The organism is Streptococcus sp. 2022WUSS083 (assembly GCF_044427155.1).
In the GTDB taxonomy this organism is placed as follows: Bacteria; Bacillota; Bacilli; order Lactobacillales; family Streptococcaceae; genus Streptococcus; species Streptococcus hashimotonensis.
The window spans coordinates 231,544-246,188 of record NZ_JAOTGK010000001.1 but is presented as its reverse complement, the minus strand read 5'-3'; the positions used below and the strand labels follow the sequence as shown (position 1 = coordinate 246,188).

The following is a 14,645-nucleotide window of genomic DNA, read 5'->3' as shown; positions in this document are numbered from 1 at the left end:
AGGCGGTAAGTCCGAAATCTGTGATTTCGAAGACGCACCCCCGTCAAGACAACTAGTACTTTCACAGGTTGAAAACCGAAGAAAGTACAGATGTCTACGACGCAAAAACCAGTTTCCATACTCATCCATGAAGAAACTAGTACTTTTTGACACCGCATTTAGCCCGTGTTCAATTCCTTTCTAATTATAAGTGCGTTCACAAGATAACTGGTGACGGTCGATTAACTCCGCGTCACCAGACGAAACTGCCTATGGGCAATTTCTATATCTTGTATTAGCTCGATTTTCAAAAAATATCGTTTTGAAAATCTCACGTCAAGAAACCGTATAAAACTCGACGCTTTTAGCACGCATTCAATTCCTTTCTTAAGAGGCTATAAGCTATGGTATACGGAACAAGGAAAAGTCCGTATAACTTATTCGCTTAAATGTCTACATATTATAACACATTTCTATATAAAACCTTTCCGAAACTGCACATTTTTTGGTATAATAGAGGTTGCGTTAACGCAACAAAGATAAAAGGAGGGCAAAGATATGAAACAAATTTTTCTATCAACCATGACTGATTTAGAAGAAATCCAAACCTTTGAACCAGGGGCTTGGATTAATTTGGTCAACCCCTCCCAGAGCGAGTCTATGGAAGTGGCTGAACACTATAAGATTGACATCGCTGACCTGCGAGCACCGCTCGATGCGGAAGAATCCTCTCGTATCACTGTCGAAGATGACTATACGCTCATCCTGGTCGACGTCCCAATTCTTGAAGAACGAAACAACAAGACATATTATATTACTATTCCTTTAGGAATTATTCTAACAGATGATGCGATTATCACGACTTGTTTGGAACCATTGCCACTGTTTGAGCAGTTTATCCATCGTCGTCTACGGAATTTCTTCACTTTCATGAAGTCTCGTTTCGTTTTCCAAATTCTCTACCGCAATGCTCAGCTCTACTTGTCAGCCCTACGGACCATTGACAGAAAGAGCGAAGAGATTGAGAAGCAACTCCATGAGGCCACTCGAAATGAAGAATTAATTGTACTCATGGAATTGGAAAAAACCATCGTCTACTTCAAGGCTTCCCTCAAAACCAATGAGCGTTTGGTCAAAAAACTTGCTAGTTCCTCACGTCTACTCCGTAAGTATGAAGAGGATGAGGATTTGCTTGAAGATACCTTGGTCGAAACCCAACAGGCCATTGAGATGGCAGACATCTATGGTTCCATCCTAAACTCTATGACCCATGCCTTTGCTTCTATCATTTCTAACAACCAGAATACCATTATGAAAACCTTGGCATTAGTGACAATCGTTCTCTCTATCCCAACCATGGTCTTCTCTGCATACGGTATGAACTTTAAGGACAATATCATTCCTTTTAACGATATTCCCTATGCTTTTTGGTGGATTATCCTCTTCGCATTTGCAATCAGCCTATCACTCACCTTCTACTTCATCCGTAAGAGATGGTTTTAACCTAAGGAGATTAACATGTCATTTACAGAAATCAACGGATTAACAAAAAAGAACCAAGAATTTATCCATATTGCGACCAACCAACTGATTAAAGATGGAAAGTCTGATAGCGAAATCAAAGAACTCTTGGAAGAAATTTTACCAACTATCATTGAAAAGCAAAAAACTGGTGTGACTGCCCGCAATCTCTATGGAGCACCAAGTGAGTGGGCTGCTAGTAAGACAGTTTCTGAACAGGAAAAGAAAGACCAAGTGGAATACAATGAAAATCCATGGTTGATGTGGCTAGATTCTAGTCTTTTCATGCTTGCAATTATTGCTGGTATCAATGGTTTGATGAATCTTTTTGGTCAAGGTGCACAGTATGGGCTATTAACCTTATTTGTCATCGGTTTCGGTGTTGGTGCAGGGATGTACTTGATGTACCATTTCGTTTACAGAGAACAAATTAAGACTGGGCAACGTCCTAAATTGCTGAAAGCTATCGCTTTTCTCGGACTTGCTACGCTGGCTTGGTCAGTCGTTTTCATTCTGGCAGCACTGATTCCGGCCGCATTTAACCCAGTTCTCCCTCCGCTTGTTACTATTCTTATCGGAGCTGCTGCTTTCGGGGCACGCTACCTCTTGAAAAAGAAATATAACATTCGCAATGCCATGTCCCCAGTTCAATAATAAAACAAAGCGATTGGAATATTCCAGTCGCTTTTGTTTATCTATACAGTTCAGATATCAAATCGCCCGAGAACTTTATCCGCTGTCACTTGTCTATGTAATCTGCTGAAACAGTCTATCCCCAGACTGTGCCTCGCTTTCTAATTTCCAAGCTCATGAAAAAATGGTCCATTCTCTCCGCTGCACCTTTCCAGTTTCTTGGGCGCAAGCTAAAAACCCGTCGGGGTCTCAATTCACTTTCTTATTTTCATGCTAATGAAAAAACAGTCCACTCTCGCCGTTGCGCCTTTCCAGTTTCTTGGGCGCAAGCTAAAAAGACCTGTCAGGGTCTCAATTCGCTTTCTAATTTCGAGCTCATGAAAAAATGGTCCACTCTCGCCGTTGCGCCTTTCCAGTTTCTTGGGCGCAAGCTAAAAAGACCCGTCAGAGTCTTAATTCGCCTTCTAATTTCCGAGCTCATGAAAAAACAGTCCATTCAAGGACTGTTTTTTTTACTAATCTTCGTTTACGAATGGTAAAAGAGCCATAACGCGAGCACGTTTGATAGCTGTTGTTACTTTACGTTGGTTTTTAGCTGAAGTTCCAGTTACACGGCGTGGAAGAATTTTTCCACGTTCAGAAATGAAACGGCTAAGAAGCTCAGTATCTTTGTAATCAACATATTCAATTTTGTTAGCTGCGATATAGTCAACTTTTTTACGGCGTTTGAAACCGCCACGACGTTGTTGAGCCATGTGTGTTCTCCTTTATATTATTAATTTTTGACCTAGAATGGTAGGTCATCGTCTGATATGTCCATTGGATTGCTTGCTCCAAATGGACTTTCTTCTCGAGCGAAGTTTGGTGTAGATTGTGCAGGTGCTTGATAAGGTGAGTTATAGTCATTTCCTCCAGCAAACGAGTTGCCAGCTGAATAGCCTCCACCTTGACCTTCACGGGCAGTACGGCTTTCCAAGAGTTGGAAACTTTCTGCAACTACCTCAGTAACGTAGACACGTTGCCCTTGCTGATTGTCATAGCTACGAGTCTGGATACGACCAGTAACACCAATCAGAGCACCTTTCTTAGCCCAATTCGCCAAATTCTCAGCTTGTTGACGCCAAATGACTACGTTGATAAAGTCCGCTTCACGCTCACCGTTTTGATTTTTAAAATTGCGGTTAACCGCCAAAGTAAAAGTCGCAACAGCTTGATTAGACGGAGTATAACGAAGTTCTGCATCACGGGTCATACGACCAACCAATACTACATTATTAATCATACAACACCTTCTTACGCGTCAAGTTTGACAATCATGTGACGAAGAATGTCGCCGTTAATTTTTGACAAACGGTCAAACTCTTTAAGAGCTTCATCGTTGTTTGCTTCAACGTTAACGATGTGGTACAAACCTTCGCGGAAATCTTTGATTTCGTATGCAAGGCGACGTTTTTCCCATGCTTTTGATTCAACGATAGTTGCACCGTTGTCAGTCAAGATAGAGTCAAAGCGTGCTACCAAAGCGTTTTTAGCTTCTTCTTCAATGTTTGGACGAATAATATAAAGAATTTCGTATTTAGCCATTGATATGTTCCTCCTTTTGGTCTAATGACTCATGGTCTAGCCACGAGTAAGTGAGGGATACTCACAGAAAATAATTATACCATAATATAGAAAATGTGCAAGCGAAAACAGTTTTCCGAAAACATTTTCACAAAAAATAAAGACTGCCCAAACAAAGGGCAGCCCTATGGATTAAGCTACAATCGCTTTTGCTACTTCTTCTGTTGTCATGCGTGAGAAGTAGTGTGTGGTGTCGATTTCTTGGAGTTTCGCTAGGACATCTGCGTACTCGTAGCGAGTGCCGACCAATAAGTTTTCGATGTCTGACACATCACCAATACCGAAGAAGTCTCCGTAAATCTTGATAGATTCGATGACAGATTTTTCAGCCTTTATGTAGGTTGTGATTTTACCAGCTGGATAACGTACGCTACGCTCCACTGTGTATTCTGGTGTTTGACCGTAGGTCCAATCCCATGTCGCAAACTGGGTATCACGGATTTCTTGGATACGAGCCAAGTCATCTTCTGACAAGACATACTCGTCCATATCTGGATATTCTTGCTTCATCTGGTTGAGGATAGCATCTTTGAACTCCAAGACGGTCATCTTCTCTGGCAATTCGTTGTTGATGTTGGTCACACGGGCACGGACGGACTTGACTCCCTTGGACTCAATCTTGTCCTTGCTGACCTTGAGGGCACTTGCGAGGACTGACATATCCACATCAAAGAGCAAGCAACCGTGGTGCATCATACGGCCTTTGGCGTAGGCTTGGGCATTGCCACAGATTTTCTTGCCATCGATTTCTAGGTCATTACGGCCGGTGAAATTCGCCTCAACACCTAGTGTTGCCAGAGTATCAATAACTGGCTTGGAGAAGGTTTTGAAGTCAAAGGCTCCCTCGTCTGCCTTATTTGAAATAATAGTATAGTTGAGGTTATTAAGGTCATGATAGACAGCGCCACCACCTGACAGACGGCGAACAACATGGATGCCCTTTTCGTCTGTGAATTCCTTGTTAATTTCTTCAATAGCATTCTGGTGCTTACCGATAATGATGGCAGGCTCATTGATCCAAAGGATAAAAATCTCGTCAATATCTGTTAATTCCTTGAAGGCATAGGCTTCGAGGGCGATGTTATAAGCTGGGTCATTGCTGTTGTTTACGATGTATTTCATGCAAAACTCCTTTATTGTTAACTAATTTTTATTATAGTGGAAACGATAACAAAAGACAAGTCCGAAGACCTGTCTCTCATATTTTATTCCACATCTGCCCCGTTTGTAGCGATGACTTTTTTATACCAATCAAATGATTTTTTCTTAGAGCGTTTGAGGGTTCCATTTCCTTCATTATCGCGGTCAACGTAGATGAAGCCGTAGCGTTTTTTCATTTCGCCCGTTCCAGCAGAAACTAGGTCAATACAGCCCCAAGTGGTGTAGCCCAAGAGTTCAACACCATCTTCGACAATGGCGTCGCGCATAGCTAAGACGTGTTGACGGAGGTAGTCAATACGGTAATCATCTTCTACATAGCCATTTTCATCTGGTGTGTCAACTGCTCCCAGACCATTTTCAACCACAAAGAGAGGTTTTTGATAGCGATCCCAGATAGAGTTGAGGGTAATGCGGAAACCAAGCGGATCAATCTGCCAGCCCCATTCCGATGCGTCTAAGTAAGGATTTTTAATGGAAGCAAAGATATTACCTGCTGTCTTTTCCTTGACTGCAGGATCCCCAGAAGCGACACGGCTAGAGTAGTAAGAGAAAGAAATAAAGTCCACCGTATACTCTTTCAAGAGTGTCAGGTCTTCGTCAGTCATTTCAAGCTCAATGCCTGCACGCTCCCACTTCTTCTTGGCATAGTTTGGATAATAGCCACGTGCCTGAACATCGATGAAGAAATAATTTTCACGGTCTTCTTGCAGACCTTCCCAAACATCACGAGGATGACAAGTATGTGGATAATATTGACCTGCGGCCAACATACAGCCAACCTTGTTTTCTGGGTCAATTTCATGGGCTAATTTAGTAGCAATGGCAGATGCTACAAGCTCGTGGTGGGCAGCTTGGTATTTGACCTGCTCCACATTTTCACCTTCTTTAAAATAGAGACCCGCCCCCATAAATGGTGCATGGAGAATCATGTTGATTTCGTTGAAGGTCAGCCAATATTTGACCAAGCCCTTGTAACGTGTGAAGAGGGTGCGGCACAGGCGTTCGTAAAATTCAAGCATCTTTCGATTGCGCCAGCCGCCGTAAGTCTCAATCAAGTGCATTGGGCAGTCAAAGTGGGTAATGGTCACTAGGGGCTCAATGCCGTACTTGCGGCACTCCTTGAACAAGTCTTCGTAGAATTGCAGACCTTTTTCATTAGGCTCTAGTTCATCTCCCTTAGGAAAAATACGGGACCAGGCGATGGATAGGCGATAGGTCTTAAAGCCCATTTCTCCAAAGAGAGCAATATCCTCCTTGAAATGGTGGTACATGTCAATAGACTCTTTGGCTGGGTAGAAATAGCCATCCTCAAAATCAAACATCTTCTTACGACCAGTGATAATGGCACCCCGGTCTTCACCAATTGGAACTACGTCAACATTGGCAAGTCCACGCCCGTCCACATCATAGGCACCCTCGCATTGGTTAGCTGCGGTTGCGCCACCCCATAAAAATCCTTCTGGAAATACTTTTGTTACTGTCATTTTTTCTCCTTTTCCTAGCTTTGTTGTTGATAAAGAATCTCTCTGTTCACAGGGTCAACGACACTGAGTAGGTCATACTTTCCATCTTCATAATCAAAGGTCAATATAGCACAATTACGCATCTGAACTTGTGGATAATCTGTCAATACCTGCCTGAAAAATTGGGCAATGGCAGCTCCGTGACTGACCACTAAAACAGATTGATTTTCTGCTTCTTCCATGATGCCCCCAATGGTTTCGACCATTCGTTGTCGGACATCTTGATAAGATTCCCCTCCGAAGGTGACAAAATAATCACCGTAGCCAATATCTCCTTGGAGAGGAGGGTTAAGATATTCCTGTTGACCCTCGAAAGCTCCAAAATCTTGTTCTTTCAACCCTTTTAAGCGAACATAATCCGTCCTTCCGGATACCAATTCGGCTGTATCACAGGCACGTTCTTGTGTTGAAGAATAGATTTTATCGAACTCAATCCCCTGTTCTTGAAAATACTGGTGAGCAGCTAGTGCTTGCTCTTTTCCCAAATCTGTCAAGGGAGAATCACAGGCCCCTTGAATCCGACTTTGTTGATTAAACCGAGTTTGTCCATGGCGCATTAAGTACAATTTTGTTACCATTTTCCTCCTCCTTACAAATCAATCACTTGATTGAGGACAGGATTGATTACTTTGACTAATCGAATGTGCTCGCCATCATCCTCTAATTGACAGATGGCACAGTTTCCAAATCGAAATCCTTCTGGGAGAGCAATTTGATTATGGAGTATAAAGCCCCACATGGCTGCACCATGACTGACAGCTAATACCGTGTTTTCTTCCTGACCTGCAAGCAATTCCCGCACCGTTTGATTCACTCGTTGGCCCACGGATCGAATATCCTCCCCTCCGAAAGGCACTAATAGGTCTTCAAACGAATTGGCTTCTGGACGAAACTTGGGCAAAAGCATTTCAGGCTGTGCTTCGAAAATGCCGAAATCCATTTCTTTGAGCCCTTTTAATTGCTGGACATTCTCCTGACCTGACACAATCTTGGCAGTATCTGTCGCACGTTCCTGTGTGGAAGAATAGACTGCACCAAACTGGATACCTTGCTCAGCAAAGTAATTCTTAGCCGCCTGTGCTTGCGCTCTGCCATTTTCCGTCAAAGGAGAATCGCAGACGCCCTGTACACGACCTTGGGTGTTAAAAAGTGTTTCCCCATGGCGCATCAAATAGATTGTTTTTCCCATAGAACCTCCTAGTCATTCAAAATGCTTGCTCCATTACTTGCGATAAGGTCCTTATACCAGAAGAAGGAATCCTTCCGTGAACGGTCAAAGCTGCCATTTCCTTTGTCATCCGCATCTACATAAACAAAACCGTACCGTTTGGACATTTCTGATGTTGAAGCTGAAACCAAGTCCGTGCAACCCCACCAGGTGTAACCCATGAGTTCTACCCCATCTTCAATGGCTTCATACATTTGTTCCACATGTTTGCGAAGGTAATCAATCCGATAATAATCGTGAATTGAACCATCCTTCTCAACCGTATCCAAGGCACCTAGGCCATTTTCCACAATGAAGAGTGGAACTTGGTAACGGTCGTAGAGCTTATTGAGCGTGAGACGGAGGCCGACAGGATCAATCTGCCAACCCCAGTCGGAGGCTTCCAGATATGGATTTGCTTCGCCTAGAATCAAGTTTCCTGCTGTCGCTTTTTGCTCTGGCGTTTGATTATTTGGATGGCGGGTAACGGAGGTCATATAGTATGAAAAACTCATAAAATCCACGGGATATTGTTTCAAAATCGCTTCATCGCCTGGTTCAAAGTGAATGGTGATATTATTTTCCTTGAAGAAGCGATTCATGTAACGCGGATATTCCCCACGCACTTGAACATCCGAGTAAAACAGGTTAGATTGGTCTTTTTGTAGCGCGTACATCATATCATCTGGATGACAGGTTGCTGGATAGGCTTCCATACGAGCCAGCATACAACCAACCTTGTTTTCTGGATCAATCTCATGAGCAACTTTTGTTGCTAAACTAGAAGCGACAAACTGATGGTGGACTGCTTGGTACATTTCGTCCAAGTGCAACTGACCAGCTTCAAATAGCAGGCCGCCTGATAAATAACCAGTCATACCAAGGATATTGATTTCATTGAAGGTTAGCCAATACTTGACCTTGCCCTTGTAACGATTGAAAACTGTTTCTGCATAGCGAACGAAGAAGTCAATCACTTTGCGGTTCTTCCAACCGCCATATTCCGTCACCAGATGAACTGGGAATTCATAATGCGAAAGGGTCACCAATGGTTCGATGCCGTATTTATTGAGTTCATCAAAGACCTTGTCGTAGAATGCCAAGCCTTCTTCATTTGGCTCTAATTCATCACCTTTCGGGAAAATACGTGGCCAAGCAATTGAAAGTCGGAAGGTTTTAAAGCCCATCTCCGCATAGAGTGCAATATCTTCTTTATAACGATGGTAGAAATCTGACCCCCAGCGTTTAGGATAGAGCCCTTCCGTATCATTCATTGCAAATTCGAGCTTTTCTCGATTCATCGGAGTAGTGAACTCACTCCCCATCGATTTACGCTCCTCTGGTGAAACCGCACGGGATGTATCGGAAGTCGCAAAGCCACGCCCTCCTTCTCCGAATCCTCCCTCAAACTGATTGGCTGCTGTTGCACCTCCCCAAAGAAATCCTTTTGGAAATTGTTTTTCTGACATTACTTGGCTCCTTTACACTGTTAACTCAATTTGAACACCTTCAAATCCTAAAACGCACGATTCATAGTAACCATCTCCAGTTACTCTTGGCCCACTGAGAAGTGGGTAATCTGCTGCAACGAGTCGCTCTGTCAACTCATTCACAACTTCCTCACTTCCTAGACTAAAGGCTAGATGAATGAGACCTAGATGATTGAGCTGGCTTGGTTTGTCTACCACATCGTCCCTGGTCATAATTTCCAGTCGAGCCCCGTCTTCAAAGGTAAGAAAATAGGACTCGAAACTGGTTTTCTGATTATGGTAGAGTTGATTCGATTGAGCATGGAAATAGGTTTCAAAGAAATTACGCATACCTTCCAAATCCTGAGTGTAGATTGCTACATGTTCTATCCTCATGTTGTACTCCTTCCTTAAAGAAAAACGGCACATCGCCGTCTTCTTTATTCGACATCTTCACCATTGCTGGCAATGACTTTCTTGTACCAGTAGAATGAATCTTTTGGTGTTCGATCAAGTGTTCCGTTTCCAGCATCATCCATATCCACGTAGATAAAGCCGTAGCGTTTCCGCATTTCACCTGTTCCTGCTGACACTAGGTCGATACAACCCCAAGTGGTGTAGGCAATCAAGTCTACGCCGTTGGCAATAGCATCTGCCATGGCATTAACATGGGCACGATGGTAGTCGATGCGGTAATCATCATGGATAGAGCCGTCTTCTTCCACCGTATCAAAGGCTCCCAAGCCATTTTCCACAACCATGAGCGGAATTTCATAACGGTCGTACATTTTTTCAAGGTAGTATTGGAGTCCAGACGGATCGTGTGCCCAGCCCCAGTCAGAGTAAGTCAAGTAAGGGTTTTTGGCACCTGCCGAGAAGTTGCCAGAAACGGTATCCTCTGTCTGATGAGTCGTCACAACGGTAGACATATAGTAAGAGAAGGTGTACATATCAACTTTCCCTTTGGCCAGGACTTCTAGGTCATCCTCCGCCATTTCAACTACTACATTGTGTTCTGCCCAGAGACGTTTGGCATAGGTACCGTATTTTCCTTTGGCCTGCACATCGCCACAATAGTAGATGTTTTGCTCCCAAGCGTGTTGGTTGGCAAGAATGTCTGCTGGGTCACAGGTGCCTGGGTAGAAGGTGATACCACAAATCATGTTCCCAATTTTATTTTCTGGATCAATCTCATGCCCAATTTGAACAGCCTTGGCAGAGGCAACAAACTGGTGGTGGAGGCTTTGGTAAGCATCTTGGTAATCCTGGTCCGTCATGTCATCACCAAAGAGATCTAAGAACATGATGCCACCGTTGATTTCATTGAAGGTCAACCAGTATTTAACAAGCCCCTTGTATTCCTTGAAAATGGTTTCCGCATATTTGACATAGAAATCAACAAGCTTGCGGTTTTTCCAGCCACCGAAACGTTGTTCCAGGCTAAGCGGTGTATCAAAGTGCCAAATGGAAACCAGCGGCTCAATACCATACTTGCGGCATTCTTCAAAAACAGAACGATAGAAATCAAGACCTGCTTGGTTTGGCTCTGCATCATCCCCATTTGGGAAAATCCGTGCCCAGGAAATGGACAATCGGAAAACAGAATAGCCCATTTCAGCGAAGAGCTTGATGTCTTCTTTGTAGCGGTGATAGAAATCCACAGCCTTATGGTTTGGATAATAATGGTCTTCTAGGACTGCATAGGTTGCCCCTTCTGGCAGATGTCCGCCAGCATGCCCCATAGAAGCATACTTGCCTGGCTTGCCATACTTATCAATGTAGGTTGTATAGCGAGGGCTGTTAACAGAACCTCCTGTTGTAACGTCTGTCTGGACCAAACCGCGTCCGTCTACATTATAGGCACCTTCTGCCTGGTTGGCTGCAATAGCTCCTCCCCAGAGGAAATTTTTTGGAAATCGTGACATAAGTTTCTCCCTTATCTTTTTTCTGATAAATATAGTATAAACAGATTTGAAACCCTTTTCTTCTCAAATAATATGCTATAATGATACTATCCTACGAATTGGAGAATTGTATGCAACCACCATTGACGGATAACAACTTCAAACACGCTGTTGACTATGATAGTCAATTATTGCCTTACAAGTTTTACCACACCAGTGTCATGAACGGGATTCCTGATGTTCTTTTTCATTGGCATAATGAATTTGAAATCAACTATGTTTACGGAGGGACAGCTCGCTACCATATCGACTACGATTATTTCAATAGTCAGGCTGGCGACATTATCCTTATTCGGCCCAATGCTCCGCATTCCATTCACCCGATTGAACAGCGGGGGCACGAGACCGATACCCTCCTCTTTCATCTGGATATGCTAGGGGCTTCTCACTTGGACAAAACCAGCATGCTCTATCTCCAACCCTTGCAGACGGATGTCTTCAAGTGTGTTCCACGTATCCAAGCCCAAGACCCAGGCTATGCAGAAATTAGACAGTGCTTACTAACCATTTTCGAATTGGTCAGACACCAGCCACCCTACTTCGAATTGCCACTCAAGAGTCGACTCTTTGACCTCTTCTACCTGCTCTATCGCCACCGCTACATTGTCCGAAAAAATACCGATGATATGTATCGGAAGAATGAAAAACTGCGGTTGTTGATCGAGTACATCCAGCAACATTATGCCGATAACCTGACCATTGAACAACTGGCAGACCGAATGGGCTATACCAAAACTCACTTTATGACAGTCTTCAAGCAACAAACCGGAACTTCCTGCATGGAATTTATCATCCAAGTCCGACTGCGAGCCGCAACCGAGCTCCTGACCAATACCCTCAAACCAGTACTAGAAATCGCCACCGAAGTTGGCTTTAATAACCTGTCCAACTTCAACCGCCAGTTCAAGCAATACTACCATACCACCCCTAGCAACTACCGCAAACAATTGCGGAAGAATAGGGCCTATACCAATTTTGATAAATAATAGAAAGGACTAGGGCCTCCGTATTTGGTTGAACTGAATACGGGCTACGGACTGTGCCAAAAAGATAAACGAGAACTGGACGCTTGCGTCGTCGTTCTGTTTCCTACGTCATTTAGTTTTTCTTTTATTACTTCGTTAATTCGCTTTGCCGTACTTCAGTACTGCCTACAGCTCATTGCCTAGTACTAAAAGTAAACTAAAAGACTCTATTTTGTCTGTGTCCGCATAACGCCCTTTATATCTTAGATTATGATCACCATGCATCTTTACTATACTGGACCAGCTGACAATGCGCGTGCGTTCGCTCAGGAAATGGAAGCTAGTGGCATTGCGGACCGCATTCGCCAGCAGGCTGGCAACCTGCGTTACCAATACTTTGTACCACTCGACGATCCCCACTCCATCCTCTTGGTTGATAGTTGGACGGACCAAGCCGCTCTGGATATCCACCATGCTTCTCCTATGATGCAGGAAATCCTAGATCTACGGAGCAAGTACCAGCTGACTGTGACAGCAGAACGCTATAGCAGTGATGAAGATGGGATTCCGGAGCAAGATAAGGAGTTTCTTAATCGCTAAATAAAATTCAAAAATAAAGCGGTCGGCACAATTGCCAACCGCTCTATTTTTATTTCACAGTAGTTAGGAGGTAATCACCACTGTTGATCTGGCTTTCTTGGGTTACCAAGATGTCCTCGTAGTCAGCTGTGTTGGTCACGATAATTGGAGTGATGACTGGAAGATCAGCTGCTTTAATTTGGTGGAGGTCAAATTCGAGTAGTTTCTGACCTGCATCTACCACATCCCCTACTTGGACAAAGGACTCAAATCCCTTACCTGCAAGAGATACGGTGTCCATACCAATATGGATAAGAAGCTCTGCACCATTTTCCGTCCGAAGACCGATGGCATGCTTGGTTGGGAATACAAGAGTTACTTCAGCCTTGGCTGGAGAGACTAAGATGCCATCCAATGGATCAATTGCAATCCCTTTGCCCATAGCTCCTGAAGCAAATACAGCATCTGGAACATTTTCCAATTTCACAACCTTACCAATCAGGGGACTAGCAATAATTTCTTGCTTGATTTCTTTTAATTCTGGGATAGATTCCTTAGTTGGTTCAACTGTCTTTTTTTCAGTAGGCTCTCCGTACAAGTAAGGAACTGGAAGAGCCATTTGGATAGCAAATGAAGCGACGATAGCTGCTACTGTTAAACCGATTGCAGCAATCATTCCTGACATATCTCCGTTGGTTGGATTAACAAGCGATGGATACAAGAAGACCCCCATACCTCCGATTGAATAGCCCAACACATTAAAGAACATCATCGCAGCTCCGATTATACCTGAAACAGCACATGAGATAAAGAATGGAGTTTTCATTGGGAGAGTAACACCGTAGATTGCTGGTTCGGTAACACCAAAGATAGATGACACGAAGGCAGGCATCGCAACTGTTTTCACCTTGGATTCTTTAGTTTTTAACATGATTGCCAAAAGAACACCTGTCTGTGTAAAGTTTGGAAGCAAGGCTGGAACAAGAATTGCAGACATACCGTTTGAAGCTACTTGCATGATTGCCAATGGTACTACTGCCCAGTGCATTCCAAACATAACCAAAACTTGCCACGCTGCTCCAAGAACCAAGCCGTAGAGAATTGGGCTGAAATTCATGATAGCTGTGAAGGTATTAGATAGAATATCAGAGATAAAGTTGGCAACTGGACCCACCACTAAGAAGGTTAATGGAACTGCCACCAGAATGGTCACAAATGGGACAACAAAAAGTTTGACAACATCTGGTGTGACTTTACGAATATTTTTTTCGATGATAGATGCCACCCAAGTTGCTAAGATAGCTGGGATAACTGTTGACAAGTAGCTACCTGCTGTTGGCAAAACAAATGGAATACCAAACACATTATCCAGTCCAGCTTCCTTCAATGTTGCAAGTGAGCCCGGTAAGGTTGGGTAGATCAAGGCCATACCGATTGCTAGGGCAGTAAATTCATTCATCTTGAATTTACGTGCTGAAGTTAGTGCAACTAGCAAAGGTAAATATTGGAAGAATCCGTCGCCCGCTGCGTTTAAGATTGCATAAACTGCGCTGTTATCACTTGTCATGCCTCTGGAAGCCATGATAGCAACAATACCTTTGATGATACCAGCCGCTGCTAGGGGACCCAAGAAAGCTTGAAAAATTCCTGAAAGCAAATCAATAAAGCGTTCAAACAGATTTCCCTTCGGTCCGTCACCTTCATCAATATCCAAGGCGCCATCTCCTGAAATCCCTGCAACTTTTTGCACAGCCGCATAAACGTCTGGTACATGGTTCCCGATAACCACTTGGTATTGACCACCTGCTTGAACTACTGTCACAACGCCATCACGCGCCTTCAAGTAGTCTGTATCAGCCTTGCTCTCATCCTTGAGACCAAAACGAAGACGAGTCACGCAGTGTTTCAAACTACTGATGTTTTCTTTTCCACCAACATGAGCTACAATATCTGTAGCTAAATCTGTATAATCCTTAGCCATTTTTCGGCTCCTTTCTTTTCTGGAAAAACAGAAAAACCTA

At 43.6% G+C, this 14,645-nt stretch carries 15 protein-coding genes; 4 read left to right on the top strand and 11 right to left on the bottom strand.

Features of this window, described 5'->3' with window-relative positions:
* Positions 1 to 537: 537 nt before the first annotated feature.
* Together ODU41_RS01065 and ODU41_RS01060 are read left to right on the top strand one after the other, a co-directional pair.
* A complete protein-coding gene (locus ODU41_RS01065) occupies positions 538 to 1,482 on the top strand; it encodes a magnesium transporter CorA family protein (protein WP_002939248.1) in 945 nt (314 codons plus the stop codon).
* 15 nt (positions 1,483 to 1,497) lie between these two features.
* Positions 1,498 to 2,154, top strand: coding sequence for a DUF1129 domain-containing protein (locus ODU41_RS01060; protein WP_009910733.1), 657 nt, complete (start codon positions 1,498 to 1,500; stop codon positions 2,152 to 2,154).
* 494 nt (positions 2,155 to 2,648) lie between these two features.
* Here ODU41_RS01060 and rpsR read toward each other — a convergent pair whose 3' ends face one another.
* The 10 genes from rpsR to ODU41_RS01010 form a co-directional block, all read right to left on the bottom strand.
* A complete protein-coding gene (rpsR, locus tag ODU41_RS01055; RefSeq protein ID WP_002939250.1) occupies positions 2,649 to 2,888 on the bottom strand; it encodes a 30S ribosomal protein S18 in 240 nt (79 codons plus the stop codon).
* Between the two features lie 32 nt (positions 2,889 to 2,920).
* Positions 2,921 to 3,415 carry a single-stranded DNA-binding protein gene (locus tag ODU41_RS01050; protein WP_002942409.1) on the bottom strand — a complete coding sequence of 165 codons (495 nt, stop codon included), beginning with the start codon at positions 3,413 to 3,415 and terminating at the stop codon, positions 2,921 to 2,923.
* A gap of 11 nt (positions 3,416 to 3,426) precedes the next feature.
* On the bottom strand, positions 3,427 to 3,717 hold the full coding sequence (gene rpsF / locus ODU41_RS01045) for a 30S ribosomal protein S6 (RefSeq protein ID WP_002942403.1): 291 nt from the start codon (positions 3,715 to 3,717) through the stop codon (positions 3,427 to 3,429).
* A gap of 171 nt (positions 3,718 to 3,888) precedes the next feature.
* On the bottom strand, positions 3,889 to 4,878 hold the full coding sequence (locus tag ODU41_RS01040) for a lipoate--protein ligase (RefSeq protein ID WP_044669173.1): 990 nt from the start codon (positions 4,876 to 4,878) through the stop codon (positions 3,889 to 3,891).
* Between the two features lie 83 nt (positions 4,879 to 4,961).
* Positions 4,962 to 6,401, bottom strand: coding sequence for a 6-phospho-beta-glucosidase (locus ODU41_RS01035; protein ID WP_141599440.1), 1,440 nt, complete (start codon positions 6,399 to 6,401; stop codon positions 4,962 to 4,964).
* 14 nt (positions 6,402 to 6,415) lie between these two features.
* Positions 6,416 to 7,018 carry a histidine phosphatase family protein gene (locus tag ODU41_RS01030; protein ID WP_125175933.1) on the bottom strand — a complete coding sequence of 201 codons (603 nt, stop codon included), beginning with the start codon at positions 7,016 to 7,018 and terminating at the stop codon, positions 6,416 to 6,418.
* Positions 7,019 to 7,029: 11 nt separating this feature from the next.
* A complete protein-coding gene (locus ODU41_RS01025) occupies positions 7,030 to 7,629 on the bottom strand; it encodes a histidine phosphatase family protein (RefSeq protein ID WP_024410382.1) in 600 nt (199 codons plus the stop codon).
* A gap of 8 nt (positions 7,630 to 7,637) precedes the next feature.
* Complete coding sequence (locus tag ODU41_RS01020) at positions 7,638 to 9,116, bottom strand: 6-phospho-beta-glucosidase (protein WP_398578550.1); 1,479 nt, start codon at positions 9,114 to 9,116, stop codon at positions 7,638 to 7,640.
* Positions 9,117 to 9,128: 12 nt separating this feature from the next.
* On the bottom strand, positions 9,129 to 9,512 hold the full coding sequence (locus ODU41_RS01015) for a VOC family protein (RefSeq protein ID WP_029171008.1): 384 nt from the start codon (positions 9,510 to 9,512) through the stop codon (positions 9,129 to 9,131).
* A 44-nt stretch (positions 9,513 to 9,556) separates the two neighbouring features.
* Positions 9,557 to 11,041, bottom strand: coding sequence for a family 1 glycosylhydrolase (locus ODU41_RS01010; RefSeq protein ID WP_024410374.1), 1,485 nt, complete (start codon positions 11,039 to 11,041; stop codon positions 9,557 to 9,559).
* 110 nt (positions 11,042 to 11,151) lie between these two features.
* On the opposite strand from ODU41_RS01010, the gene ODU41_RS01005 reads away from it, so the two are divergent.
* A complete protein-coding gene (locus ODU41_RS01005) occupies positions 11,152 to 12,066 on the top strand; it encodes an AraC family transcriptional regulator (RefSeq protein WP_074391678.1) in 915 nt (304 codons plus the stop codon).
* A gap of 249 nt (positions 12,067 to 12,315) precedes the next feature.
* Complete coding sequence (locus tag ODU41_RS01000; RefSeq protein WP_197737233.1) at positions 12,316 to 12,645, top strand: putative quinol monooxygenase; 330 nt, start codon at positions 12,316 to 12,318, stop codon at positions 12,643 to 12,645.
* A gap of 49 nt (positions 12,646 to 12,694) precedes the next feature.
* Here ODU41_RS01000 and ODU41_RS00995 read toward each other — a convergent pair whose 3' ends face one another.
* Complete coding sequence (locus tag ODU41_RS00995; RefSeq protein ID WP_398578549.1) at positions 12,695 to 14,605, bottom strand: beta-glucoside-specific PTS transporter subunit IIABC; 1,911 nt, start codon at positions 14,603 to 14,605, stop codon at positions 12,695 to 12,697.
* Positions 14,606 to 14,645 lie beyond the last annotated feature (40 nt).